Here is a 25959-nt window from a genome sequence, read left to right on the forward strand (position 1 = left end):
CGCTCCCAAATATGGGTATTCGTAAGTTGTCTCTCAAAATTCGATAGGCAACCAATAATTATAAGGTAAGTCGGTAATTATTTTTAATTGCTAGGCTTAGTTTAAAGAAAGGCGAACAATCGATGACTACTTTTGTTGCTAAACCAGCCGAAGTTAAACGCGACTGGTATGTGATTGACGCAGAGGGCAAAACTCTGGGTCGTATGGCTACTGAAATTGCCCGTCGTCTACGCGGCAAGCACAAGCCAGAATACACTCCTCACGTAGATACTGGGGACTACATTGTTGTAATCAACGCAGAAAAAGTTGCTGTTACTGGTAACAAGCGTTCAGACAAAATGTACTACCGCCACTCAGGTTACCCAGGTGGTTTGAAACAGGCTAACTTCGAAATCATGATCGAGAACAAGCCTGAAAAAGTTATCGAGCTTGCAGTTAAAGGTATGTTGCCAAAGGGTCCTCTAGGCCGTGCGATGTACACTAAGCTGAAAGTATACGCTGGTGCAGAACACCCACACCAGGCTCAGCAACCAAAAGAACTGAACGTCTAAGGGGATAGTAGATTATGTCAACTCAGTATTACGGTACAGGTCGTCGCAAAACGTCTACTGCTCGTGTTTTCTTGCGTCCAGGTACAGGTAACATCACTATTAACGATCGTACTATCGAAGTTTACTTCGGTCGCGAAACAGCGCGTATGATCGTTCGTCAGCCACTAGAGCTTACAGAAACTCTAGAGAAGTTTGACGTATACGTAACAGTTAAAGGCGGCGGCGGTTTCGGCCAAGCTGGTGCTATTCGTCACGGTATTACTCGTGCACTGATGGAATACGACGAAACTCTGCGTCCATCACTACGTAAAGCTGGTTTCGTTACGCGTGACGCTCGTGAAGTTGAGCGTAAGAAAGTGGGTCTACGTAAAGCACGTAAAAAGCCACAATTCTCGAAGCGCTAATCGGCTGCCAGCCCCTGCTGGTACGATTATCAAGGAAACGCTTGCCTCTATTGGGGCGGGCGTTTTTTTTTGGGTCTGGATCAGGTCAATACTTAGTCTTATAGGTGCTCAGAGGGCTGTATTTCACCTTGTAAGATAAGGGTATTTTCATTACTATTTGGGCCATTTTCAAGAACCGGATTTTATTGGTTTTTTATACTGAGTGGCTGGCGACTACTTCGTGAGTAAGTAGCCTAGTCAATTGAGGGGGAGAAACTTGATGAGCAATGAGGGCGTGAATAAGGGTCGGCGCCGTCTCCTGATTGGTGCTACGTCTGCCGTTGGTGCAGTCGGAGCCGTTGGAGCAGCAGTCCCATTCGTAGCTTCGTGGAGTCCAAGTGCTAAAGCGAAGGCTGCCGGTGCACCAGCGAAAGCTGACATCAGCAAGCTAGAGCCTGGTCAGCAAATGATCGTTGAGTGGCGCGGTAAGCCAGTCTGGATCGTGCGCCGCGGGGAAGAAGCGCTAGAAAATCTGAAGAACTTGGATGCGAGCAAATTAGCAGATCCGAACTCTGCGGTTGAGCAGCAGCCAGCTTACGTTTCCAAAGATGCAATGCGCTCTATTCGTCCGGATGTGGCAGTTTTGGTAGGTATTTGCACGCACTTGGGCTGTTCGCCGACATATCGTCCTGAGGTTGCACCAGCAGATTTGGGCGAGGATTGGGTAGGTGGTTACTACTGTCCGTGTCACGGGTCACGTTTTGACCTTTCTGGTCGAGTTATGAAAGGCTCGCCAGCGCCAACGAACTTGGTAATTCCTCCTTATAAATTTGAGGGTGATGACATCATCATCGTTGGTGTGGATCAGGAGACTGCATAATGGCCGGTAACCGTAATAAAGGAAATGGCGGTTTGATGGGGTGGATCGATGATCGTTTCCCAGCAACTGCAATGTGGGAAGACCACCTTTCTAAGTACTATGCGCCAAAAAACTTTAACTTTTGGTACTTTTTTGGCTCGCTGGCGTTACTTGTGCTTGTTAACCAGATTGTTACAGGTATCTGGCTAACAATGAGCTACAACCCTTCTGCTGAAGGTGCGTTTGCTTCAATTGAATATATTATGCGTGATGTTGAGTATGGTTGGCTGTTGCGCTACCTGCACTCTACAGGCGCTTCAGCGTTCTTCGCCGTTGTTTATCTACACATGTTCCGAGGCATTATGTACGGTTCTTACCGTAAGCCGCGTGAGTTGGTGTGGATCTTCGGTATGACGATCTATCTAGCGCTGATGGCAGAAGCATTTATGGGGTACTTGCTTCCATGGGGACAAATGTCTTACTGGGGTGCTCAAGTAATCGTATCTCTGTTCCAAGCAGTTCCATTTGTTGGCCCTGAGTTGGCAGAGTGGATTCGTGGTGATTACCTGATCTCTGGTATTACACTAAACCGTTTCTTCTCTTTGCACGTTATCGCATTGCCGATTGTTCTGCTGGCACTGGTTGTATTGCACATTATTGCACTGCACGAAGTGGGTTCTAACAACCCAGACGGTATCGAGATCAAAGAGAACAAAGATGAGAACGGTGTCCCACGTGACGGTATCCCATTCCATCCTTACTACACGGTCAAAGATATTGTTGGTGTAGTTGTGTTCTTGTTCGTCTTCTGTACGATCGTGTTCTTCTTCCCAGAAGGTGGCGGTTACTTTATCGAAGCACCTAACTTCGAGCCTGCTAACCCACTGAAAACACCACCACACATCGCTCCTGTATGGTACTTCACGCCGTTCTACGCGATGCTACGTGCTATTCCACCTATTGCTGGTTCTCAGTTCCCTGGTGTTGTGGTGATGGGTGCAGCGATTGCTATCCTGTTCGTTCTGCCTTGGCTGGATCGTAGCCCTGTAAAATCAATGCGCTACAAAGGCTGGATGAGTAAAGTCTGGTTGTTGATCTTCGCAGTAAGCTTCGTGATTCTAGGTTACTTGGGTGTTGTGTCTTCTACACCGACACGTACTCTAGTTGCGCAGATCTGTACGGCCCTTTACTTCGCTTACTTCTTCTTCATGCCGTTCTACACGAAGATGGAGAAAACTAAACCAGTTCCAGAAAGGGTGACAGGCTAATGAAAAAGTATTTAGTGGCTTTTGTTATGGCACTGCTTCCTGTAACAGGTTTTGCAGCGGGTGGTGCGGGTGTTCCGTTGGATCATATGGATGTTGATCTACACAATAAAGCATCCTTACAGCGCGGTATGCAGATTTTTGTGAACAACTGTTTAGGTTGTCACTCTGCGGGTTATCAGCGTTACGAGCGTGCAGCAAACGATTTGGGTATTCCTGTTGAGCTTGCTGAAGAAAACTTGCTTTTGGGCGACCAAAAAGTAGGTGAGCAAATGACGATTGCGATGACGAAGGAAGATTCTGGTAAGTGGTTCGGTAATCCGCCACCAGATCTTACTTTGGAAGCGCGTTTGCGTGGCGCTGACTGGTTGTATACATACCTGCGCGGCTTCTATAAAGATGAGAGCCGTCCATGGGGTGTAAATAACACAGTATTCCCTGATGTGGGTATGCCGAACGTGTTGGAGTATCTGCAAGGTGTTCAAACTCTGAACTGTACACCAGAAGAATTGCTTCATAGCGAGCGTAAGATTGATCCGTTGACTGGTCTGGAGATGGGTGGTTGCTTCTCAATCACAGCGAAAGGTCAGCAAACTCCGGAAGAGTTCGATAAGACAATCTACGACCTTGTAAACTTCATGGTTTACATGGGTGAGCCGTCGAAATTGGATTCACACCGTATCGGTACAAATGTATTGATCTTCCTCTTCATCTTCTTCTTTATCGCGCTAGCGCTGAAGAAAGAGTACTGGAGAGATGTGCACTGATATTGACAGATAATATCTGTTAAAATCAGTTCATTGTGCACGGCCTGTCTTTTGCAGGCCGTGCTTGTTTCGTTATTAAAGAAAGTGAAACGGGGATTTCTTGATGGGAGTAGTCGCTAAACGTTCCTCCATGACCTTCTACTCGGATGGCTCTGACCATTACAGTCATCGTGTACGTATTGTGCTGGCTGAGAAAGGGGTTGCGGTAGATGTAATCGATAGTCGTGTAGAGGACTTGCCAGAGGATCTTGCCGCGCTAAATCCTTACAATAGTCTACCGACGTTGCTTGATCGTGAATTGGTGCTATATGAGCCGAATGTCATGATGGAGTACTTAGATGAGCGCTTCCCGCATCCTCCACTTCTCCCAGTTTATCCTGTGGCTCGAGCTGAGAGTCGCTTGTACATGCACCGTATCCAGAAGGATTGGTGCAAGCTGGTAGACTTCCTAGTAGCCGATCAAGGCACTGACGAGGAAGTAGAAGAGGCGCGGAAAGAGTTGCGTGATAGCTTGGTTGCGGTTTCGCCAATCTTTGGTGAGAAGCCATTCTTCATGAGTGAAGAGTTTACGCTCGTTGACTGCTGCTTAGCACCCTTGTTGTGGCGTTTGCCAGCACTCGGTGTAGAGATTACAGAAGAGCAGTGTCCACACTTGGTAGATTACATGGCGCGTATTTTTGATCGTGAAGCATTCCGCGAGAGCCTCTCGGATGCTGAGCGCGAAATGCGCGACTAAGAGCAGGTCTTTTCCAGAAGGGATGACATGTCATCCCTTTTTATTTTGGAGGCGATATGAATCCAAGCCGTCCTTACTTGTTAAGAGCATTGCATCAGTGGGTGGTCGATGCAAATGAAACCCCTCATATTGCCGTGGACGCAATGGTTTCAGGCGTAATGGTGCCCGAGCAGTTTATCTCCGACGGACAGATTATCTTAAACATCAGTCCTAGCGCGGTTCAAAGCTTGATGATAGATGATGACGCTATCAGCTTTAGCGCGCGTTTTGGTGGTGTACCGATGAACGTGTATGTTCCGATGGCTGCTGTGTTGGCTATCTATGCACGGGAGTCAGGGGCTGGTATGGGATTTGGTATGGAGCCGGGTGCGGATCTGTACGAGCTTCAGCCAGAGCCGACACCCCCGGAGCCGACCCCGCCGCAAAGCAGTAGACCGGCCCTTAAGGTTGTAAAATAATATAGCTTAACGCTGAGAGATGTATTCGAAGACTTTAACGATACGTTGAATGCCGGGAATAGTGCGAACGATATTGATCGCTTTCTCGGCTTCCTCTCGCGTTACAAGACCCATCAAATAAACTGAGCCATTTTCAGTGACCACTTTGATGCGGCCACCTTCCACGCTCTCATCAGCGAGCAATTGTAGCTTAGCTCGGCTAGTGAGGTAGGCATCGTTGGTACGCATGATCGTAGAGGTTGGGCCGGCGATCTCAAGCTCGTTATGAATTTTGCGTACTTTTTGAGTAGCTAGCGCGATCTGTTCTGCTTCTGACTTAGCTGCTTCACTTGGCACTTGTCCTGTTAAAAGAACGACACCGTTGTAGCTGGTAACGCCAATATGTGCTTCTTTGACGCTTGTAGAGCCTTTGCTGAGATTGACTAGTATTTTGTTCTCTATAAGTTCATCTTCAACATAGGCTCCCATCGTGCGGCTGCCGGCATCTTCTCTGATCGGCTCTTCTCGCGTTGCGCTGATAATGCTCGAACATCCTGCCAGAGTGCTAAGCAAGCAGATTACAGTGAGAGGCTTGAGAACTTTCTTGTTCATATTGCTAAGCTCCAAAGAGTTGGAATTCAATAAGGTCACACAAACAGTGAAGAATGAGCACGTGAGCGCCATAGATCATTGCGTTGTCTTCTGATGGAACGCTGATTTCGACCTCATCAGGGCGCAAAAGTGCGGAGATATTTGACGCATCTCCGCCGGTTATTGCAATCACCGACATCTCTCGATCGTGAGCTGCCTGAACCGCTTGAACGAGGCTGTTAGATTTTCCTTGGCTGGAGACAACAAGCAAGATGTCGCCAGGTTGCCCTAATGCGCGTACTTGTTTTGAGTACACATCGCTGAAGCTGCTTTCCTCTGCAACGCCTGTCAATGCTGCGCTATCGGCACCGAGTGCGAGAGCGGGTAGGCCTGGGCGCTCATTGCGAAAGCGGCTTAGAAGAAGTGCGCTGAAGTGTTGCGCTAGAGCAGCGCTACCGCCATTACCGATACACAGAATTTTGAGCTCAGATGCAAGCGTCGCGAGCATCAGCTCACTCGCATGAGCAATCAGAGGAGTGTATTGCTCGATGGTGTGGGCATTGGTGTCCATCGAGTTGTGGAACAGGTTAATAATTCTGTCTTCTAGTTCCATTCAGGCGTGATCCAGCGTCATATTCTAAAGGCGTCTTTATACCACAATGGCTGACTCAGTTCAGGGGTTTCATAGGCAATTACGTCAAACCGGCACACATGGTTTGCGTATTGCGGCGATGCAGCAAGGTAAAGCGATGCAGCTTTGATGAGTTTGGCTTGTTTAGCATAGTTAACCGATGCTGCCGCGCCACCGTAGCGTTGATTACTCCGATAGCGAACCTCAAAAAAAACAAGCGTGTCTGCATCAAGGCCAATGAGATCTATCTCTCCGTATCTGCAGTGGTAGTTACGGTGACAAATGATGATATTTCGCTCGGCCAGCCATGCTGCTGCATGATTCTCGGCATCCTTGCCGTTTGGTCGTCCCTGATTCATGGTTACTCTAGATTGGTTGGTGCATCGCTGCTGCTTGGTAGTTGGGGTACGCCTTGATTGAAGGTGGCCCACACCAGCTTGCGTGATACTTGATTTTGAGGATTAACCGATAGCGTGCCGGTTTCGCCAGGCAGTTCGCTATTCGGTTCGTTGCTGAGCTGCTGCAAATAGGGGTGCAAATTGAAAGCATCAACTCCCATCGCATAGAGACGTCCGAAACGTGAGTTCGCGTTGCTGTGTTGCGCCGCGATCTGCTGATGAATGGTGCTTGGCGGTAGCATTACCCACGGCATCTCACCAAACGTGATGCCGTTCAGGTCAACATCGCGCTGTGAATTTGGTGTGCCGCCATAGATCTGAGAGGTCGCATACACCGGTAACTTGCCAGCAAAATAGTAGGCCATGACCGGTTTTATTAAGCGCGCGTCCTGTGCTCTTGCTGCGAGCAGAAGTACATCGGCGTCTTGACGGCTACGCTCTTCAAACTCGAACTTTAAGCCCGTGATCTTGCGCAGCTGTTTGGCGCGTGCTTGGCTCTGATCCGCTTGTAAAAGGGTGGCGATGGTTTGGTTAAGGTTAGCTGCGGTAAAGCTAGCAGCATCAGCGATCTGTCCGCCAAGCTCAGTAAACTGCTCGATAAAAGCCTGTTGTGAGCGCTGCCCCCAATCGGTATCAGGCGTGAGTACTAGGGCGATTCGCTTTCCATCATTAATGGCTTTAATTGCTGCTTGTTTGGCTTCATCTTCGGCGGATAGGCCGTACTGATAGAGGTTGTATGCGCCGTTATCCGCGTAGTTTAGAGCAAGCACAGGGAGTGGTAGCTGGTCCATTTGGCTGAGTTCGGTCACTTTGCTCTTATCGAGCGGCCCAATCAGCATGTCAACATTGTACTGGGCTGCTGCGTCGAAGATCGCTTGCGGCGTGCTCAGTGTGCTGCTGTCGATAAAGGCGAGTTCAGGAGCAAAACCATTTTGCTGGGCTGCTTGGTGTGCGGTAATGATTCCCTGCTTAATCGCATTGGCTGCCTGTGCGAGTCTGCCACTTTGTGGCAGCAGCACGCCTATGCGATTGGCTGCGATGGCATCTCCGCCTGCGCGTGGTGTCGAGCTATCAAGTAGGGGTGAGGGCAGGAAAAGCGCTGCAGGGTGAGCCTCCCATATGGCCAGCCAGCTGTCCATATCACTGCCGCTGTTTGCACGTGTGGCGGCCGCGAGCTCAAGCCAGCCTTGGAAAACATAGTCGTTATTTGGTTGTTGTATTGCTGCGAAAAGCGCAGCGTCATCCACTTGTTGCAGTGCGATCCAGATCTTTTCATGCAGATCACGCAGTTGCGCCTCATCTTGGATATATTGTGTGCTATCGATGAGGATATGGGCTTGCTCAAGCGCTTGCCCACTGAGTTGGTATGCATCGATATAGAGCTGTTCTGAAATCGCCAGGTCTTCCGGCGGAAGAGTGCTAAGCGATGGCATATACGCTAAATAGCTCAAGGCTTGCTCGCCTTGCTGATTATTCAGTGCTTGCTCGGTTTGAATACGAATGATGTCAAAGCGCAACTTTGGCGGCAGGTTAGATGTATCAACATCTGCCAGTACCTTGGCTGCTTGCTCTGGCTGGCCTTGTGTAACCAAACGCTCTGCTGCGCGTAGTTTTAATTCAGCGGCTGCGATCGGTTGCTCGATATCAGCGCGGCGCAGCAGGGCTTGCACTTCGCTATCGTAGTCTGCTATTTCGATTGCGCTGCTTTGTGAAACAGTGGGCGAGGTGGTTGGCGGCGCGGCGCAGCCAGCAAACAAGCTTGAAACTACAACAGTGAGAGACAGGCGTTTCACATTCGTCATATACTTTAGCACCCTGAATATGGATGGAATTAAAATGGCGGACGCATCTCTTTTTGTTGTGGCGACACCAATCGGAAACTTAAATGATATGTCACCCAGAGCGGTGGAGGTTTTGCAGTCCGTTGCTCTTATCGCGGCGGAAGATACGCGCCATAGTAGCCGTTTAATGGCGCACTTTAACATTAAAACTCCGATGATATCAGTGCATGATCACAATGAACGCCAGCGCCAGCAAACGATTATCGATAAGCTGGCTGCCGGAGAGAGTGTTGCGTTAATCTCGGATGCTGGTACGCCACTTATTTCCGACCCGGGCTTTATCGTTGTGCGCGCCGTCCGGGAGGCGGGCTTTAAGGTGGTTCCTGTCCCGGGATGTAGCGCGGTCATCGCTGCGATGTGTGCCGCGGGCGTGCCGACCGATCGTTTTATCTTTGAGGGCTTTTTACCGGCTAAGAAGAGTAATCGCCAACAGTTTCTTGAGCAGTTTGTCGATGAGCCTAGAACTGTAGTGTTCTATGAATCAACCCATCGCATTGTGGAATCACTGAGTGACATGCAACAGGTATTGGGTGCCGATCGATATGTGGTGCTTGCCAGAGAGCTCACTAAAACCTTTGAGACTATTCATGGTGCAGCATTACAAGAGCTGATCGCTTTTGTTGAGGCAGATCCAAATCAGCAGAAAGGTGAGTTTGTCGTGTTGGTGCAGGGTGTTCAAGCGCAGGTAAGTGAAGATATTGATGCGGCCGCGTTGAAAACACTTGATGTGTTGCTGGAGGAGCTGCCTGTTAAACAGGCGGCTGCACTGGCTGCAAAAATTACAGGTTACAAGAAAAACAAACTGTACCAAGTGGCGCTTGAGCGTAAATAAGTTGCGCTGTCGCTATATGCTGGTATTCTTTGCGCCCTGAGTCCGCCGGACAGTCGCTGTTCCACATTTGTGGAAGGGAGGAAAGTCCGGGCTCCACAGGGTAAGGTGCCAGATAACGTCTGGGCGGCGTGAGTCGACGGAAAGTGCAGCAGAGAGTAGACCGCCTAAGCATCGCAAGATGACGGTAAGGGTGAAAGGGTGCGGTAAGAGCGCACCGCGTGGGTGGCAACATTCCACGGCATGGTAAACCCCACTGGGAGCAAGACCAAATAGGGATCCGCTAGGTGTGACCCGCACTGGATCCGGGTAGGTTGCTGGAGGTGCATAGCGATGTGCACCCTAGATGAATGGCTGTCTATTACAGAACCCGGCTTATAGGCGGACTCAGGTTTTCTTCAAACTCTTCGATTTACTCTTTTTATTCCCCCCCTATTTAAATAGCATTTTTGCCTTATCGAGTGCTGAGCATTGGTGCCCTTAAAGCTTTTGTATTGCTTTATTCTTAAATGGAATAAACGTTCCTGTGCTGGTCTCTTTTTACGTGGTTAGACTTTGGTATAATTACCGGCTGCGTTTTGCGCGGTTTCTGAGTACTAAGAGGTTATGTAATGAGATCTTCACCTGTGGCGCTGCTGCCGTTAGGGCTTTTTTTGGCGATGTTTGTCGGTAGTGGGCTGTACTACCAAAACCAAGGCGTCGAGTTTGCTTTTTATCAAATCTCAGCCCCCGTGGCGATTATTCCCGCGATCGCATTAGCGGTGTTGTTAGCAGAAGGTAGTTTGACACGCCGGTTGGATGACTTTGTTCAAGGGATGGGTCACAGCACCATTATCACCATGGTACTTGTCTACTTGTTGGCTGGTGCCTTTGCGAGCGTGACCAAAGCTATTGGTGGTGTTGATGCGGCTGTGGCGCTAGGGTTGTCTGTTGTTCCTGAGTGGGCGGTGTTGCCAGGGCTGTTTATTGTCAGTGCGGGCATAGCAACGGCAATGGGTACCTCGATGGGCACAATCGCGGCGGTTGCGCCGATTGCGCTGGGTGTTGCTGAGGCAGGGGGTTTGGATTTGCCAATCGCGATGGGGGCGGTGATTGGCGGTGCTATGTTCGGGGATAACTTATCGATCATCTCCGATACTACTATCGCAGCAACGCGGACACAGGGCTGCGAAATGCGCGATAAGTTCAAACTTAACTTCAAGTTGGCGCTTCCCGCAGCATTGATCACGGTCGCTCTATTAGCGGTGGCTGGTGACGCCGAATCAGTTGAGGTTTCGGAGCTTACAAATGGCTTCTTGGCGCTGCCTTATTTGTTGGTGTTTGGTTTGGCGCTGGCTGGTGTTAATGTTCTGGTTGTGTTGTTTATTGGTATTTTGGCAGCAGGCCTTACAGGCTTTTTACTGGTCCCTGATTACAGTTTTGCGGTGCTTTCCAAGGATGCCTACGCAGGCTTTACGAACATGCAGGAGATCATGATTCTCTCTATGTTTATTGGGGGGCTGGGTGCTTTGGTGCAAGCGCGTGGCGGTTTAGAGTATATCTGCGAGCTTGTTGAGCGTCTGGTGCCTGCGCGGCGCCGACCAGCTGCAGCTGGCGAGCTAGGTATCGCCTCGGTTGTTGGCTTAACCAACTTAGCTACGGCAAACAATACTGTTACGATCGTGCTCACTGGGCATGTTGCGAAGAATCTAGCACAGCGTTATGGGGTTGACCCTCGTCGCAGTGCGAGTTTGATGGATATCTTTGCCTGTGTTGTGCAGGGTTTTATTCCGTACGGTGCTCAGGTATTGCTTGCAGCGTCTATCGCGAAGCTCTCTCCGCTTGCGCTGGTGGGTTCGATTTACTACTGCGCGGCGCTGGCTGTTGTTGCGGTTATCTCTATCGCGATTGGGCGCCCTAAGCACTAATTATTGGGCGTTCGTGCCTGTCAAAACGCAGTTGCAATCACGCAGCTGCGCCGCTTTCTCTATATCGGTGTTGGGTTCATCAATACGCTGAAAAAAATCCCCGCTTTGTTTTTGGATCTCGTGCTCTCCTAGCATTTCCCTAATGCGTTGAACTCACAAGAACTTTTCTATCTGAGCTTCTTTGCAGGTCGCGTAGTCGTTGGTTTTGCGCGAGGTATCGCCTTGCATTAGATAGGGTTAGTTTCTATAGTGTGTCGTAGTGGGGAATTGTGGGTTTTTGTGTCTTATTTTGGTCGTCGAGTGGCGAGCGAGTGGTGATTCATGTTTCGGGGCGTAAATCAGGTCAACCTTGATGTGAAGGGGCGCATGGCGATCCCGGCACGTTATCGTGACCAGATTGCCGATCAATGTGCTGGCCACTTAGTGATGACCATCGATACCGAGGAGCGCTGCTTACTGCTCTACCCAACCGACGAATGGGAAAAGATTCAGCGCCAGATAGATGCGCTACCTAGCTTCGATCCGATGACAAGACGCCTGCAGCGCTTGCTGGTTGGTCATGCAACCGATCTTGATATGGACAAAAGCGGGCGTGTGCTTGTGCCTGCTCCGCTTCGAGAGTATGCGGGGCTTGAAAAGCGCATCATTTTACTTGGACAGGGCCGTAAGTTCGAGGTGTGGGATGAAGATCGATGGAACGCAACTCGCGATAGCTACTTGGAAGATGTCGGCAGCACCACGATTCCTGAAGCGTTAGCGACGCTTTCGCTGTAAACAGATTGGAGCCACTTTGGTGACAGAAGAAACATATCAACATATTACTGTGCTCTTGGACGAAGCGGTGAATGCGCTCGTTGAGGACCGAGATGGCTTTTATATCGACGGCACGTTTGGCCGTGGCGGGCACTCATCACTTATCTTGAATGAGTTGTCTGACGCTGGTCGTTTAATGGCGATCGATAAAGACCCAGAAGCGATTGCTCACTCTCAAGAGAGGTTCGCCAATGAGCCAAGATTTGAGATTGCGCACGGCTCGTTTGCTCAACTGGATGAGTTTGCTCAAGCACGCGGCAAATTTGGCAGTGTCGATGGTATTTTGCTGGATCTTGGCGTGAGTTCTCCACAGCTTGATGACCCTGAGCGGGGTTTTAGCTTTCAGGCCGATGGCCCCCTCGATATGCGGATGGACAACACTCAGGGTGAAAGCGCCGCGCAATGGCTCGCTCACGCTTCTGAGGCAGAAATCGCTGATGTGATCTTTACCTACGGTGAGGATAAGTTTGGCCGCCGGATGGCGAAAGCTATCGTCGCCGCTCGCCAGGAAGCGCCCATCACAACAACGGCTCAACTCGCCAAGATTGTTGCTGACGCTAACCCTGCGTGGGAGAAGGGTAAACACCCGGCAACACGTGCTTTTCAGGCCATTCGTATTCATATCAACCGAGAGCTGCAAGACCTTGAGGACTGCCTAGAGCATTCGCTCGAAGCGTTAAAGGTGGGTGGGCGTTTGGTGATTATCAGCTTCCACTCGTTAGAAGACCGCATCGTGAAGCGCTTTATCCGCAAGTATGTAAAAGGGGATGAGCACCTGCCGCCGGGTATTCCAATTACTGACGATATGCTCAACAAGCGTTTAAAGGCGGTTGGCAAAATGTCTAGAGCGTCGGCGCGCGAAGTTGATCATAACCCGCGGTCACGTAGCGCCGTTATGCGTGTTGCAACCAAGTTAAAGTAGCCACTACATGGATCTTTCAATTGGAGACAAATTAGGCGTTTGGATTAAGCCAGAGCGAAGCGCGCAATCCAAACCTAAACCACAGGCACAAGCGCAGGTGAAGGAGTCTTTACTGCCTGCTGATGCCGTGGTGCGCCCATTGGTTGTCTCTGCATTGTTAACCGTGCTGGTGGTGTTTAGTGCACTTAGTGTGATCTACTCCGCGTTTGAGTATCGTCGCCTCTTTAATGATCAACAACAGTTGATCCAGCAGTGGGATGAAATTCAAGTGGAGTGGGGTCAGTTATTGCTGGAACAAAGTGCGTTAGGCGCGAATAGCCGCGTGGAGCAGCTAGCCACTCAGCAGTTAAAGATGGCGACTCCCTCACCAGACCATGTCGAGATCGTCCAATATGAGCGCTAAGCAAGAGGATATCCGCCTGTCGGCGGCTGCGCGTGGCTGGCGTTTGGGTTTCGTCTTTGTGCTGTTGGTGCTCGTGGGCGGTGGTATTGTTACTAAGCTCGTATCGCTCTATACGCTAGATCAAGATTTCTTGCAGCGCCAAGGGGATGCGCGTAGCTTGCGCACCACGTTAATTCCTGCGCACCGCGGTATTGTGAGTGATCGTAATGGCGAGCCACTGGCTGTCAGTGCGCCGGTGGCGACGATATGGGCCGATCCTGCTCGTTCCGACTCGTTTCATCCCTCTCTAGAGTACTTGGCAACGCTCTTGGATATGCCGCGTGCTGATCTGGCAGAGACGCTTCGGGTGGCTAAGCAAGCCAATAAGCGGTTTATCTATTTGAAGCGTCAAGTAACGCCTGAACTTGCAGATCAGATTGGTGACCTAAAAGTACCCGGTGTGCATGTTGATCGCGAATATAAGCGCTATTACCCAGCGGGTGAAGTTGCGACTCATGTGGTTGGCTTCACAGGCATTGATGGCAACGGGCAAGAGGGGTTGGAGCTGGCCTTTGACGACTGGCTACGGGGAGAACCCGGCAGAAAGCTGGTGATGCAGGACCGCGTTGGGCGCACAATTAAGCACATCAAATCGATCGAGTCGGAGAAACCGGGCAAGGATGTGCAGCTCAGCCTTGATCTGCGTATTCAGTACATGGCCTATCGCGAGTTGAAAGCGGCTGTCACGTCTCACAAAGCAGACTCGGGCTCTGCGGTAATCCTAGATTCGCGCACTGGAGAAGTGTTAGCGATGGTGAATCAGCCTGCCTACAACCCAAATGACCGCAGTGAAGTGGATGGGAATGGGCTGCGTAACCGTGCCGTGACCGATACCTTTGAGCCCGGCTCCACAATGAAACCACTGACTGTCGCAGCAGCGATGATGAGTGGCCAATATCAAGCGGATTCTATTGTCGATACTTCACCCGGTTTTATGCGCATCAAAGGGCGCACCATTCGCGACCACCGTAACTATGGTGAGCTAGATCTGACTGGCATTATCACCAAGTCCAGTAATATCGGCGTGAGTAAGCTTGCGTTGAGCATGGAGCCTGAGTCGGTTCGCAACTTGTTACACAATATCGGTTTGGGACAGGTGACGGAGACGGGGTTTCCGGGGGAGCGAACTGGGCGTCTGCCGTTTTATCCAGCGAAGCGCGTTGTGGAGCGCGCTACGATGTCCTACGGCTACGGTCTGTCTGTCACACCGTTACAGCTCGCGCAGGCTTATATACCGCTGGCCAATGGTGGTGTGGCTTTACCCGCCACACTGTTAAAACAACACGAAATGCCTACTGGCCGGCGTGTCATGCCTGAGTATATTGCTGACTCAGTGCTTGAGATGATGGAAACAGTGACCCGCCCAGGCGGCACAGGCCGCCGAGCGGCTGTGCATGGTTATCGCTCGGCAGGTAAGACCGGCACGGTGCATAAAGTGCTAAGCACAGGCTATGCAGACGATAAATATATATCATTCTTCGCCGGTATTGTGCCGGTGTCTGACCCTCGCTTGGTTGTGGTTGTCATGGTTGATAATCCGAAAGGCCAGGAGTATTACGGCGGTGAAGTGGCGGCGCCTGTATTTTCGAGGGTATCGGCTAATGCGCTGCGCATCTTAAATGTTGCGCCTGACAAGTGGCCAGAAAGTAAACAGCAACAAGTAGCGGGAAATTAGGTTTGAATTTTATCCCCAAGACGTTAACTCAACTCGGTATCGTCGAGATCGGAGCAGCGTATGCCGATCTTGAAGTGACGGGTATCGCCATTGATAGCCGCAAGGTCAGTGCGGGTGCGCTTTTTGTGGCGCGAGATGGCGTTAATCATCGTGGTATTGACTACCTCGTTGCGGCGCAAGAAAAGGGCGCGGTGGCAGCAGTCATTGATAGTGATAACGCAAATCTACCGCTGCCAGAAGCCCTGACGATACCGGTCTTCACTGTTGATGAGTTAGCCAAAGCTACCGGCGCTTGGGTGAGCGATATGCTAAGTGCTCCAAGCGAACAGTTACGCGTATTGGCGATCACGGGTACCAACGGCAAAACGTCGTGTGCGCATTTTGCTGCGCAGATGTTGTCAAACTTGGGCGTTAAAACCGCTGTGCTGGGAACCGTCGGAAACGGTTTTCTTGGCCAGCTTGAAGTCGCATCACACACCACGCCTGATGTTATCAGTTTGCATCAGTGTTTAGCGCAGTATCTAGAGCAAGGTGCAGAAGCGGTGGTGATGGAGGCAAGTTCACATGCACTTGATCAATTTCGGATAGCTGGGGTGCAGTTTGATGCCGTGGGCTTCACTAACCTCAGCCGGGACCACTTAGACTATCACGGCACCATGGCAGAATACGGCGCCGCAAAAGCGCGCTTGTTTTTGGATTACGATGCGCCGGTTAAAGTGATTAACACGGACGATGAGTACGGGTCGATGCTACTCGGCGATTTAAGTGCCCGTGGGCTGATGGTTAAGAGTGTAGGCGAGCACTCAGGCGCGGACTACCGTGTTGAAAACGTTCATCTTGATGCGGATGGCGTATCGTTCTCTCTCCAGTCTGGCGGCCAAAAGATCGCGATCACCTCTGCGGTGATTGGGCGTTTTAATGTCGCTAACCTGAGCTTAGTTACCACGATGCTGCTCGGCATGGGTTATACCGCAGAGCAAGTGGCAGCAGCGGCTACAACAGTGAACGCGGTACCTGGACGCATGGAGCTGCTATCTGTACCTGCAAAGCCTACTGTGTTGGTTGATTATGCTCACACTCCTGATGCTCTAGAGAAAGCGCTTCAAGCAAGTCGTTTTCACTGCAGTGCTAACGTGTGGGTTGTGTTTGGCTGTGGCGGCGACCGAGATACCGGTAAGCGTGCGGATATGGCAAAAGTCGCAGAAGCGTTAGCAGATCATGTCATTGTTACCAGTGACAATCCGCGTTCTGAGGTGCCTCAAGATATTATCGATATGATTCTCGCAGGCTTTAGCGATCTGGCGTCAGTTCAGTATAACGTTGATCGGGCGGCTGCCATTGGGATGGCGATTGAGCAAGCAGGTGCCGACGACTTTATTCTGATTGCCGGTAAAGGGCACGAAGACTATCAAGAGATACAGGGTGTTAAGCACCATTTCAGTGATCAGGAAGTCGCTCTGGCACTTCTCAAAGGAGGATTAGCCATATGATGCGAGCGCTTTCGTTGAGTGAACTAGTCGCACCGCTCTCTGCTCGGCTGGAGGGCGAAAATATTAGCGTAAACGCGGTTAGCACGGACACCCGATCTTTGCCGCAAGGGGCATTATTTGTGGCGCTGCGTGGTGAGCGTTTCGATGCGCATGACTTTGCTGATCAAGCCGTTGCTAACGGGGCCGTTGCGCTCGTTGTGGAGCGCTTGCTACCACTGGATGTGCCGCAACTCGTAGTAGACGATACACGTATCGCATTAGGCGCGCTGGGCGCTTATAATCGTCAGCTTTTTTCCGGCCGGTTGTATGCAATCACTGGTAGTAGCGGAAAAACGACAGTTAAAGAGATGTTGGCGGCTATCATGCGTGAATCAGGTGAAACGCTCGCAACACGTGGGAACCTGAATAACGAGATCGGTGTGCCGCTGACGCTGCTCGAACTGCAACCTAAAGATGAATTTGCCGTGATTGAGATGGGCGCAAGTGGCCCTAACGAGATCGCTTATAGCGTAGGTTTAGCGAAGCCTCATCTCGCGCTGGTTAACAATGCCATGGGTGCTCATCTAGAGGGGTTTGGTAGTTTGCAAGGCGTGGTGACGGCAAAAGGCGAAATCTACGATGGACTCGCGGATGATGGGATTGGGGTGGTCAATATTGATGACCCTCATCACGCAGATTGGCTTACCCGCTTGGGACAAAAGAGGGTGGTTACCTTCTCGCAGCAGGATACGAAAGCAACCTATCATGCGCGTGATATTCAGTTGTCAGCGAATGGTTGTTACCGCTTTGTACTCTGTGCACCGCAGGGTGAAGCCTCAGTTGAGCTAAAGATTATGGGGCAGCACAACGTATCAAACGCGTTAGCCGCCGCGGCACTGGCGCTGGCTGATGGGCGCAGTCTAGCCTCGGTTGCGCGAGGTCTAGCTGCATTTCAGCCGGTTGCGGGGCGGATGCGTTTAGAAACAGGGGTTAACCGCTGCCGCTTGGTAGACGACTCCTACAACGCTAATCCAGGTTCAGTCAAAGCGGCAATCAGTATGTTAGCGGAGTTGCCGGGCGAGCGTGTCTTAGTGCTCGGAGATATGGGCGAACTCGGCGCCGATGCGGCGCAACTTCATGCACAAGTTGGTGCATACGCTGCGCAGCAAGGTATTGAGCATCTTTTTACTGTCGGTGAATTATCAGTGCACGCCAAGATGGCTTACGAAGAACAGAGGCCTTCAGGTGCTCAGCACTTTGCAGGCAAAGAACAGTTGGTAGAGGAATTAAGTCAGTTGGCTCATTCAGATATGACAGTGTTAGTAAAGGGGTCGCGTAGTGCAGCGATGGAGCAGGTCGTTGTGAACATGCGAGCGGAGGTGTAGCCCCGATGCTATTAATTTTATCGGAGTTTTTCTCCCAGTATTTCTCTGCTGTTACCGTTTTCCAGTACCTTACGTTGCGCGGCATCTTGGGCGTACTAACGGCGCTTGGGTTATCGTTGTTTGCCGGTCCTATATTGATCAACTATCTGAAAACGAAACAGATAGGCCAGTCAGTTCGTGATGACGGCCCGCAATCTCACTTGAGCAAATCGGGTACGCCTACCATGGGTGGTGCGTTGATCTTGCTCTCTATCGCAATTAGCACGCTGTTGTGGGCAGACCTTAGCAATAAGTACGTTTGGGTTGTCTTGATTGTGACTACTATCTTTGGTGCCGTTGGCTGGGTTGATGACTGGCGTAAAGTTGTTGAGAAAAACTCTCGCGGATTGCCAGCGAAGTGGAAGTACTTTTGGCAGTCTGTGGGCGGTTTCGGTGCTGCAACGGTACTGTATGCGACGGCGCAAAGTCCTGCCGAAACACAACTTATTGTGCCAATCTTCAAGGATGTCATGATTGAACTTGGCATCTTTTACATTGTGTTCACTTATTTCGTTATCGTGGGGACATCAAACGCGGTCAACTTGACCGATGGTCTTGATGGTCTGGCGATCATGCCCACCGTGATGGTGGCTGGTGCCCTAGCCGTTTTTGCGTACCTTTCAGGACGTGTGGATTTTGCCAACTATCTGCATATTCCCTATATCGCCGGATCTGGCGAGCTGATTGTTTTCTGCGGCGCTATTGTCGGCGCAGGTTTAGGCTTTCTATGGTTTAACACCTACCCCGCTCAGGTCTTTATGGGCGATGTGGGCGCGCTAGCACTGGGCGCAGCGTTGGGTACTGTGGCTGTGATTGTGCGCCAGGAGCTGGTGCTCGTCATTATGGGCGGTGTCTTCGTCATGGAGACCGTTTCGGTCATTTTACAGGTGGCATCGTACAAGCTCACGGGGCGAAGAATCTTTCGCATGGCGCCGATTCATCATCACTTTGAGTTAAAAGGCTGGCCGGAACCACGCGTTATCGTGCGCTTCTGGATTATTACGGTGGTCTTGGTGTTGATTGGTTTAGCTACGCTAAAAGTACGTTAGGAGATCATATGGGTCTGATCGCATCGGATACGCGCTATGTGGTGATTGGTCTGGGGATAACCGGGCTGTCCTGCGCGCGCTATCTTCAAAAGCGTGGTGCAGCATTCGCTTTGGCGGATACGCGCGAAGCACCGCCTAACCTTGAGGCGTTGCGCGCAGATTACCCCAATGTTGCTCTGCACCTTGGACCGCTAACAGATCAGACATTTGCGGGCGCCACTCATATCCTGCTAAGCCCCGGCGTTTGCCAAATGGATCCTGCAATACAGCGCGCAGTTGCCCGTGGCGTGAAGCTGAGCGGAGATATCGATCTATTCTGTCAGCAGGTGGACGCACCGATTGTCGCAATCACCGGATCCAATGCAAAAAGCACTGTCACGACCTTAGTGGGGGAGATGGCAAAAGCGGCGGGCCTAAACGTGGCTGTTGGTGGAAACTTAGGTACGCCGGTTTTAGATATGCTAGATGGCTCGCCTATCGACCTGTGCGTGTTGGAACTTTCCAGCTTTCAATTGGAAACAACCAACGATCTGCGGGCGAAGGTGGCGACGGTTTTGAATGTGAGCCCAGATCATCTTGATCGTTATTCCGGTATGCAGGCTTATCACCAAGCTAAGCATCGAGTGTTTCGTGGCTGTGAAAACGCTGTTGAAAACCGCGATGACATACTCACCCATCCGCTGTTGCCTATGGGAGTTCCCTTGTGGGGGTATCGTCTAGGAACGCCAGAGCCGCAGGTGTTTGGTCTAATCGAAGATGATGCGGGCGAGTGGTTAGCTTTGGGTACAGACAAGCTGATGCCGGTCGCTGAGATCCGTATGCCGGGGCGTCACAATGTGGCTAACGCGCTATCGGCATTGGCGCTAGGCAAGTTAGCTGGGTTGCCACTAGAGCCTATGCTAGCAACCTTGCGTGTCTTCCCAGGTTTAGAGCATCGCTGCCAATGGGTTGCAGAAAAAGAGGGCGTGACCTATTACAACGACTCTAAGGGAACCAATGTCGGCGCCACCGTTGCAGCCCTAGTAGGCTTGGGCCCAGAGTTACCGGCGGGCAATAACATTATTTTGATCGCTGGTGGCGATGGCAAAGGTGCTGAGTTTGATGAGTTGCTAGCACCGATTCAGCGCTATGTCGGCCACACCCTGTTACTCGGCAAAGATGCAACGCGCATCGAGGCGGCCCTTAGCGGTCAGCCCGTGAGCCATGTTGCGTCTTTAGAAGCTGCCGTAGCGCTAGCGTGCCAGTTGGCTGAGCCCGGTGATGTCGTCTTGCTCTCGCCTGCTTGTTCTAGCCTCGATATGTTTACGAGCTATGGCGCACGCGGTGACGCCTTTGTCGCGGCGGTAGCGGCGGTAGCGGCATTATGAACGCGACGCGCGGTCTGAAAAGCTGGTACGCGCTGCCAGAGCGCAGTGTAGTGCCGTTTGACCCTTGGTTATTGGGGGCAGCGATCGCGCTCGTGTTAACAGGTTTCATTATGATCACATCGGCGTCGATGGATGTTGCGGCGGCGAAGTTCGGCGGTGCTTTCTTCTTTTCGCTACGCCACGGCATCTACATTGTGCTCGCCATCATATTGGCAGCGATTGTGGTGCGTTTGCCAATTAGCTTTTGGGAAAAGTATGGGCCTTGGCTGCTTTTGCTAGGCGCTATTCTACTCGTGATTGTGCTTATTCCCGGTATCGGACGCGCGGTTAACGGTAGCCAGCGTTGGATCAGTTTGGGGCCGATCAACTTGCAAGCCTCTGAGGTCGCGAAGTTCTGCATGGTGATCTATGTATCAGGTTACCTTGTTAGACGCTTATCAGAGGTACGTAGTAGCTGGAAAGGGTTTGTAAAACCTGTGCTGCCGCTCGCATTTTTTGTTTTCCTGCTATTGCTGGAGCCTGATTACGGCGCGGCAGTGGTTTTGATGGCCACGGTGATGGGAATGATTTTCCTAGGTGGCATGCGCTTGTTCCAGTTTCTAACAGTGTTGATCGGCGCGGTTGGCTTAGTGGCGGTCATGGCTATTGCGCAGCCTTATCGTTTAGCACGTTTAAAATCATTCCAAGATCCTTGGGCAGACCCGTTCGGTGCAGGGTATCAGCTATCTCAAGCGCAAATCGCTTTTGGTCGTGGCGAGTGGTTTGGTACCGGGCTGGGTAATAGCGTTCAAAAGCTATTCTACCTACCGGAAGCTCACACCGATTTCGTTTACTCAGTATTGGCCGAAGAGCTTGGGTTGCTCGGTGCTCTTTTTGTTGTGGTGCTGTACGCCATATTGATAGCGCGCATCTTTTTAGTCGGACGCCAAGCTGAGAAGCAGGGCGAGTTTTTTAAAGGTTATGTCGCCTATGGCTTTGGGCTCATTATTGCTGGCCAAGCGCTGATCAATATTGGTGTTAATGTGGGTGCATTGCCCACTAAAGGGCTTACTGCACCGCTACTCAGCTATGGCGGCAGTAGCTTGTTAGTGTGCAGCGCGATGATCGCCATTGTATTGCGTATTGATTATGAACTTAAAAGGTCGCGTTTTTCGGTAAATGCGCTGGCCTCAGGTAAGGAGCCATAGCGAATGGGGCAACGTACAGCACTCATCATGGCAGGCGGAACAGGTGGGCATGTGTTCCCAGCACTGGCAACGGCTCGTGAGTTGGAGAAGCAAGGAATCGAGATCCATTGGATTGGTACTGAGCGAGGTATCGAAGCGCGTATTGTGCCTGATGCCGGTATTAAGCTGCATACGATCGATGTTCAGGGCTTGCGCGGAAAAGGTAAGCTGAGGAGCTTGCTGCTCGCGCCTTTTAAACTAGTCAAGGCGGTTTATCAGGCTTGGAAGGTTGTACGCCACGTGAAGCCGAGTGTTGTATTGGGCATGGGCGGTTTCGCGTCGGGGCCGGGTGCCGTGGCCGCCAAGCTGAGCGGTGTTCCTTTGGTTATTCATGAGCAGAATGCCGTTGCAGGTTTGACTAACCGAGTATCAGCGCGAATCGCACATCAAGTGCTTGAAGCCTTTAGTGGTGCCTTCCCAGCCGGTCATAGCCGCGTTGGAATCGGCAACCCTGTCCGTGAGGATATTCTCTCGTTACCTCCTGTGCGTGAGCGCTATGCAGAGCGTTCTGGCGCACTACGTTTGTTGGTCGTAGGTGGCAGTTTAGGTGCGCGAGCGCTGAACACCTTGATCCCTGATGTGATCGCCGAACTACCCGAAACACAGCGCCCTGTGGTGCGTCACCAGACGGGCCGCCACGACTTAGAGACCACACAAAGCGCCTATCAACAGCGAGGTGTTACCGCAGAGGTTACCGCGTTTATTGATGATATGGCACAAGCCTATGGGTGGGCTGATCTTGTTATCTGCCGGGCAGGCGCATTAACCGTCAGTGAGTTAGCGGCCGCTGGTGTTCCGGCGTTGCTGGTGCCTTACCCCCACGCCGTGGACGACCACCAAACAGCAAACGCGCGCTATTTGGTTGAAGTGGGTGGTGCATGGCTAAAACAGCAAGCACAGCTCAATACAGACGATATAAAACAACTACTAACAGCAGAAGCAGACCGGGAAACACTGCAAGCGATGGGAGAAAAAGCCCAGAGTGTTGCACGCATAGATGCCGCGATTGCCGTGGCTGCGGTTTGTCTGGAGAGTATGAAATGACAAAGACAGCAAAAGGGCCCACCGTATACGAAGTGCCAGAGATGCGCCGTATTAAAGTGATCCACTTTGTTGGCATCGGCGGTGTCGGCATGTGCGGTATCGCGGAAGTACTGTGCAACCAAGGCTATGCGATTACCGGTTCAGATATAAAAGCATCAGCAACCACTGAACGTCTTCAAAAGATGGGAGCCAAAGTCTTTATTGGGCATCATGAAGATAATGTGAGCGGTGCTGATGTTGTGGTGATCTCCAGTGCTGTTGATGATCAAAACCCTGAAGTGAGTGCTGCGCGCAGTGCACGTACTCCGGTGGTGCGTCGTGCGGAGATGCTGGCAGAACTGATGCGTTATCGCCATGGCGTTGCTGTTGCGGGAACACACGGAAAAACCACCACAACGAGCTTGCTTGCTTCAGTGTTTGCCGAGGGTGATCGAGACCCGACATTTGTGATTGGTGGCCGTTTAAATAGTGCGGGCACGAATGCTCGTATGGGGGCTAGCCGCTACCTCATCGCCGAGGCGGATGAGAGTGATGCATCGTTTTTGCATCTGCAGCCCATGGTTGCCATTGTCACAAACATTGATGCCGACCACATGGATACCTACGGTGGCGACTTCAATAAACTGAAGCAAACCTTCATCGACTTCTTGCATAACCTACCGTTCTACGGGCTCGCCGTGTTGTGTACCGATGATGAGGTTGTGCGTGAGATTCTACCAGCGGTCAGCCGGCCTGTGGTGACGTACGGACTCAACGAAGGGGCCGACTACCGTGCTGAGAATATTCGCCAGCAGGGTATGCATACGCACTTCACCGCTATGCGTCCGGATGGCCACAAGCCGCTTGATATCGTGGTTAACATGCCGGGTGAACACAATGTGCTCAACGCGCTGGCTACCATCGCTGTTGCGACGGACGAAGGCATTGCAGATGACGCAATCTGTGCTGGCTTGCAAGAGTTCCAAGGGGTAGGGCGTCGCTTCCAAGTTTTACCGCCGATAACCGTCCCTGGCGGAGAAGTGATGCTGGTGGATGATTATGGTCACCATCCGCGTGAAGTTGAAGCAACAATCAAAGCGGTTAAGGCCGGGTGGCCAGAGAAGCGCTTAGTGATGATTAATCAGCCGCATCGCTACACTCGTACTCGTGATCTTTACGAGGACTTCGTGCAAGTTCTCTCCGGCGTGGACACATTATTATTAATGGAAGTTTATGCTGCTGGTGAGGAACCAATCGCAGGTGCCGATAGTCGCAGTCTGTGCCGCAGTATTCGACAGCGTGGATCTGTTGATCCTGTCTATGTAAAAGATGCCGAAGAGGTTACAGCGCTTTTGCATAATATGTTGCAGCCGGGTGACCTGTTATTAACCCAAGGAGCTGGAAATATCACCGCACTTGCCCACCGCCTGTCAGGCCTTGATCTCACGGAGGCGGCAGAATGAGTTATCAAGCATCTCAAGAGCAGTTGGCGCGCTTTGGGCGGGTAGCCGTTGTATATGGCGGTAACTCAGCTGAGCGCCCGGTGTCGTTAAAAAGTGGTACAGCTGTGCTGGCGGCACTGCAGCGAGCAGGTGTTGATGCATTCGGCATCGACCTGTGTGGTGATGCGGATGATTTGGATCCAGTACGCCAGCTATGTGATGCAGACTACGATTGTGCTTTCCTCGCACTGCATGGTCGTGGCGGTGAGGACGGTACGATTCAAGGTTTGCTAGAAACGCTTAAGCGCCCCTATACGGGCAGCGGTGTATCGGCTTCAGCCTTAGGCATGGATAAGCTGCGTAGTAAGCAGCTATTTGTCGGTACTGGTCTGCCAACGCCACCTTTTTGTGTGTTGAAAACAGCAGACGATTTGGCGCCGTGTGCTGACCAACTTGGTTTTCCGTTGATGGTCAAGCCTGCTCACGAAGGCTCCAGTATTGGTATGCACAAGGTGAATAGCCTCGCTGAGTTAACTTCTGCATGGCAAGATGCCGCCCAGTACGATACCAGCGTTATTGCTGAAAAGTGGGTAACAGGGGTGGAGTTCACCGTTGCAGTATTAAACGGCCAAACGCTTCCGGCGATTCGCTTGGAAACACCGCATGACTTTTACGATTACAACGCCAAGTATGAAGCCAATGATACGGGCTACTACTTCGATAATGCGCTGTCAGGTGCACAAAATAGTGAGCTTGCAGATATTGCGCTCAATGCGTTTGATGCCATTGGCTGTCGTGGTTGGGGGCGTGTTGATCTGATGCAAGATCAAGCGGGTGAGTTTTATCTGCTTGAGGTGAACACCTTGCCTGGCATGACAGATCACAGCTTAGTGCCGATGGCGGCAGAGCGCGCTGGGATGAGCTTTGAAGAGCTGGTGGTTACCATTTTGGATGGTGTCTGTGCATGAGTGCCAGTCTGCAGAAGCTTAATGTTTATGATCAGGATGCGATCCCGTCGGCGCACGTATCCCAAGATCAGGCTACGGCGACTGCAGATGGCGATTGGTATTGGCGCCCGCTAACCGTACTGGTGGGATTCTGGCTTTTTGCAGGGGTAGTAGGAATCTGTTTCGATGCGGGGCGCAGTTATTTGGATCAGCCCATTCGCGAGGTTCGTGTTGTTGGGGATGCGCAGTATTTAGATCGACAAGCGCTCGCCAGCAGCGTTGCGGGTGCGATCTCTGCGCCCCTGCTTGAGCAAGACATCGCCGCCCTGCAAGATCGTGCTCAAGAGCATCCTTGGGTGCGCCAAGCACAGGTTCGGCGGGTTTGGCCGCCAGCAATAGAGGTGGTCATTGAAGAGCAGCGCCCGGTGGCGCGCTGGGGAAGTAAAGGGTTGCTGAACCATCAGGGTGATATTTTCTGGCCCGATAGCCCGCAACAGTATGGCGAATTGCCGCAGCTAGATGGGCCGGCTACAGAGACGCAGTTGTTGATGGCGCAGTACCATGATTTAAGCCGGTTGTTTCAGGATGCGAGCTTGAAAATGGTCGCTTTGTCGTTAGAAAAGCGCGGAGCGTGGCAGGTAAAGTTAGACAATGGTATCCGCGTAATTGTTGGTCGAGAGGACACGAAAGCACGGTTACGGCGGTTTATCTATCTCTACAAGGCCGAGCTTGTAGCGGTGGCTGATAGGATTGAACAGATTGATATTCGCTACACGAATGGTGCAGCGGTGAGTTGGTTGCCAGAGCCTACAGAGGCGCTGGCCGAGGAAGCAAAATAATGGAAAATGAACACAACATGATAGTCGCGTTAGACATTGGCACCTCCAAAGTGGTTTGCCTAGTGGCTGATGTGCGTCCAGATGGCCAGCTCGAGGTGGTGGGTATCGGTTCGCACCCCTCCCGTG

At 51.5% G+C, this 25959-nt stretch carries 26 protein-coding genes, 1 other RNA gene and 1 pseudogene; 24 read left to right on the forward strand and 4 right to left on the reverse strand.

All coding sequences use genetic code 11. The annotated features are described in order from the left end of the window. Positions 1-122 precede the first annotated feature (122 nt). From rplM to EOE65_RS12560, 7 genes are all read left to right on the forward strand, one after another. On the forward strand, positions 123-551 hold the full coding sequence (rplM, locus tag EOE65_RS12530; protein ID WP_127694657.1) for a 50S ribosomal protein L13: 429 nt from the start codon (positions 123-125) through the stop codon (positions 549-551). Between the two features lie 11 nt (positions 552-562). Next, on the forward strand, positions 563-955 hold the full coding sequence (gene rpsI, locus EOE65_RS12535; protein WP_127694658.1) for a 30S ribosomal protein S9: 393 nt from the start codon (positions 563-565) through the stop codon (positions 953-955). Between the two features lie 259 nt (positions 956-1214). After that, positions 1215-1814, forward strand: a complete 600-nt coding sequence (petA, locus tag EOE65_RS12540) for a ubiquinol-cytochrome c reductase iron-sulfur subunit (protein ID WP_127694659.1) — start codon at positions 1215-1217, stop codon at positions 1812-1814. After that, positions 1814-3061 (forward strand): cytochrome b, encoded by a 1248-nt coding sequence (locus EOE65_RS12545; RefSeq protein WP_127694660.1) that lies wholly within the window; start codon positions 1814-1816, stop codon positions 3059-3061. Before petA ends, EOE65_RS12545 begins: the two co-directional genes overlap by 1 nt. Beyond that, positions 3061-3825: a cytochrome c1 gene (locus EOE65_RS12550; protein WP_127694661.1), complete on the forward strand. Its 765-nt coding sequence runs from the start codon at positions 3061-3063 to the stop codon at positions 3823-3825. Before EOE65_RS12545 ends, EOE65_RS12550 begins: the two co-directional genes overlap by 1 nt. Positions 3826-3928: 103 nt before the next feature. After that, positions 3929-4561 (forward strand): glutathione S-transferase N-terminal domain-containing protein, encoded by a 633-nt coding sequence (locus tag EOE65_RS12555; RefSeq protein WP_127694662.1) that lies wholly within the window; start codon positions 3929-3931, stop codon positions 4559-4561. Positions 4562-4617: 56 nt separating this feature from the next. Beyond that, on the forward strand, positions 4618-5019 hold the full coding sequence (locus EOE65_RS12560; protein WP_127694663.1) for a ClpXP protease specificity-enhancing factor: 402 nt from the start codon (positions 4618-4620) through the stop codon (positions 5017-5019). 6 nt (positions 5020-5025) lie between these two features. On the opposite strand, the gene EOE65_RS12565 is transcribed toward EOE65_RS12560, so the two are convergent. From EOE65_RS12565 to EOE65_RS12580, 4 genes are read right to left on the reverse strand one after another with little or no spacing between them, the layout of a single operon-like run. After that, entirely contained in the window at positions 5026-5610 is a 585-nt protein-coding gene (locus tag EOE65_RS12565) for a BON domain-containing protein (protein WP_127694664.1), read from the reverse strand. A gap of 4 nt (positions 5611-5614) precedes the next feature. Further along, a complete protein-coding gene (locus EOE65_RS12570) occupies positions 5615-6202 on the reverse strand; it encodes an SIS domain-containing protein (RefSeq protein ID WP_127694665.1) in 588 nt (195 codons plus the stop codon). Positions 6203-6219: 17 nt separating this feature from the next. Beyond that, complete coding sequence (locus EOE65_RS12575) at positions 6220-6579, reverse strand: YraN family protein (RefSeq protein ID WP_127694666.1); 360 nt, start codon at positions 6577-6579, stop codon at positions 6220-6222. A gap of 2 nt (positions 6580-6581) precedes the next feature. Then, positions 6582-8420 carry a penicillin-binding protein activator gene (locus EOE65_RS12580; protein WP_127694667.1) on the reverse strand — a complete coding sequence of 613 codons (1839 nt, stop codon included), beginning with the start codon at positions 8418-8420 and terminating at the stop codon, positions 6582-6584. 34 nt (positions 8421-8454) lie between these two features. Here EOE65_RS12580 and rsmI point away from each other — a divergent pair, with 34 nt between their 5' ends. The 17 genes and pseudogenes from rsmI to EOE65_RS18150 all read left to right on the forward strand — a co-directional run. Further along, complete coding sequence (gene rsmI, locus EOE65_RS12585; RefSeq protein WP_127694668.1) at positions 8455-9291, forward strand: 16S rRNA (cytidine(1402)-2'-O)-methyltransferase; 837 nt, start codon at positions 8455-8457, stop codon at positions 9289-9291. Between the two features lie 37 nt (positions 9292-9328). After that, positions 9329-9682: RNase P RNA component class A (gene rnpB, locus EOE65_RS12590), an RNA gene on the forward strand. Positions 9683-9899: 217 nt separating this feature from the next. Beyond that, the gene (locus EOE65_RS12595; protein WP_127694669.1) at positions 9900-11195 is read left to right on the forward strand and encodes a Na+/H+ antiporter NhaC family protein; all 1296 of its coding nucleotides are present in this window, start codon (positions 9900-9902) and stop codon (positions 11193-11195) included. Between the two features lie 321 nt (positions 11196-11516). Beyond that, positions 11517-11969 carry a division/cell wall cluster transcriptional repressor MraZ gene (gene mraZ / locus EOE65_RS12600; protein ID WP_127694670.1) on the forward strand — a complete coding sequence of 151 codons (453 nt, stop codon included), beginning with the start codon at positions 11517-11519 and terminating at the stop codon, positions 11967-11969. A 19-nt stretch (positions 11970-11988) separates the two neighbouring features. Beyond that, positions 11989-12930: a 16S rRNA (cytosine(1402)-N(4))-methyltransferase RsmH gene (rsmH, locus tag EOE65_RS12605; protein WP_127694671.1), complete on the forward strand. Its 942-nt coding sequence runs from the start codon at positions 11989-11991 to the stop codon at positions 12928-12930. Positions 12931-12937: 7 nt separating this feature from the next. Next, the gene (gene ftsL, locus EOE65_RS12610; protein WP_127694672.1) at positions 12938-13333 is read left to right on the forward strand and encodes a cell division protein FtsL; all 396 of its coding nucleotides are present in this window, start codon (positions 12938-12940) and stop codon (positions 13331-13333) included. Then, positions 13323-15047 carry a peptidoglycan D,D-transpeptidase FtsI family protein gene (locus tag EOE65_RS12615; protein WP_127694673.1) on the forward strand — a complete coding sequence of 575 codons (1725 nt, stop codon included), beginning with the start codon at positions 13323-13325 and terminating at the stop codon, positions 15045-15047. Before ftsL ends, EOE65_RS12615 begins: the two co-directional genes overlap by 11 nt. A 2-nt stretch (positions 15048-15049) precedes the next feature. Continuing rightward, on the forward strand, positions 15050-16537 hold the full coding sequence (locus EOE65_RS12620) for a UDP-N-acetylmuramoyl-L-alanyl-D-glutamate--2,6-diaminopimelate ligase (RefSeq protein ID WP_127694674.1): 1488 nt from the start codon (positions 15050-15052) through the stop codon (positions 16535-16537). Then, positions 16534-17901 carry a UDP-N-acetylmuramoyl-tripeptide--D-alanyl-D-alanine ligase gene (locus EOE65_RS12625; RefSeq protein WP_127694675.1) on the forward strand — a complete coding sequence of 456 codons (1368 nt, stop codon included), beginning with the start codon at positions 16534-16536 and terminating at the stop codon, positions 17899-17901. Before EOE65_RS12620 ends, EOE65_RS12625 begins: the two co-directional genes overlap by 4 nt. 5 nt (positions 17902-17906) lie before the next feature. Further along, positions 17907-18989: a phospho-N-acetylmuramoyl-pentapeptide-transferase gene (mraY, locus tag EOE65_RS12630; RefSeq protein ID WP_127694676.1), complete on the forward strand. Its 1083-nt coding sequence runs from the start codon at positions 17907-17909 to the stop codon at positions 18987-18989. A gap of 8 nt (positions 18990-18997) precedes the next feature. Then, positions 18998-20356, forward strand: a complete 1359-nt coding sequence (gene murD / locus EOE65_RS12635; RefSeq protein WP_127694677.1) for a UDP-N-acetylmuramoyl-L-alanine--D-glutamate ligase — start codon at positions 18998-19000, stop codon at positions 20354-20356. Further along, positions 20353-21543, forward strand: coding sequence for a putative lipid II flippase FtsW (ftsW, locus tag EOE65_RS12640; RefSeq protein ID WP_127694678.1), 1191 nt, complete (start codon positions 20353-20355; stop codon positions 21541-21543). Before murD ends, ftsW begins: the two co-directional genes overlap by 4 nt. Positions 21544-21546: 3 nt before the next feature. Next, positions 21547-22626, forward strand: coding sequence for an undecaprenyldiphospho-muramoylpentapeptide beta-N-acetylglucosaminyltransferase (murG, locus tag EOE65_RS12645; RefSeq protein ID WP_127694679.1), 1080 nt, complete (start codon positions 21547-21549; stop codon positions 22624-22626). After that, a complete protein-coding gene (gene murC, locus EOE65_RS12650; RefSeq protein WP_127694680.1) occupies positions 22623-24068 on the forward strand; it encodes a UDP-N-acetylmuramate--L-alanine ligase in 1446 nt (481 codons plus the stop codon). Before murG ends, murC begins: the two co-directional genes overlap by 4 nt. Beyond that, positions 24065-25015 (forward strand): D-alanine--D-alanine ligase, encoded by a 951-nt coding sequence (locus EOE65_RS12655; RefSeq protein WP_127694681.1) that lies wholly within the window; start codon positions 24065-24067, stop codon positions 25013-25015. The genes murC and EOE65_RS12655 overlap by 4 nt, the downstream gene beginning before the upstream one ends. Beyond that, positions 25012-25833, forward strand: coding sequence for a cell division protein FtsQ/DivIB (locus tag EOE65_RS12660; protein WP_127694682.1), 822 nt, complete (start codon positions 25012-25014; stop codon positions 25831-25833). The genes EOE65_RS12655 and EOE65_RS12660 overlap by 4 nt, the downstream gene beginning before the upstream one ends. Next, positions 25833-25959 (forward strand): annotated as a pseudogene (locus tag EOE65_RS18150) (cell division protein FtsA); the annotation flags it as partial. The gene EOE65_RS12660 and the pseudogene EOE65_RS18150, both read left to right, overlap by 1 nt.

The organism is Neptunomonas marina, from assembly GCF_004005935.1.
Classification (GTDB): domain Bacteria; phylum Pseudomonadota; class Gammaproteobacteria; order Pseudomonadales; family Balneatricaceae; genus Neptunomonas; species Neptunomonas marina.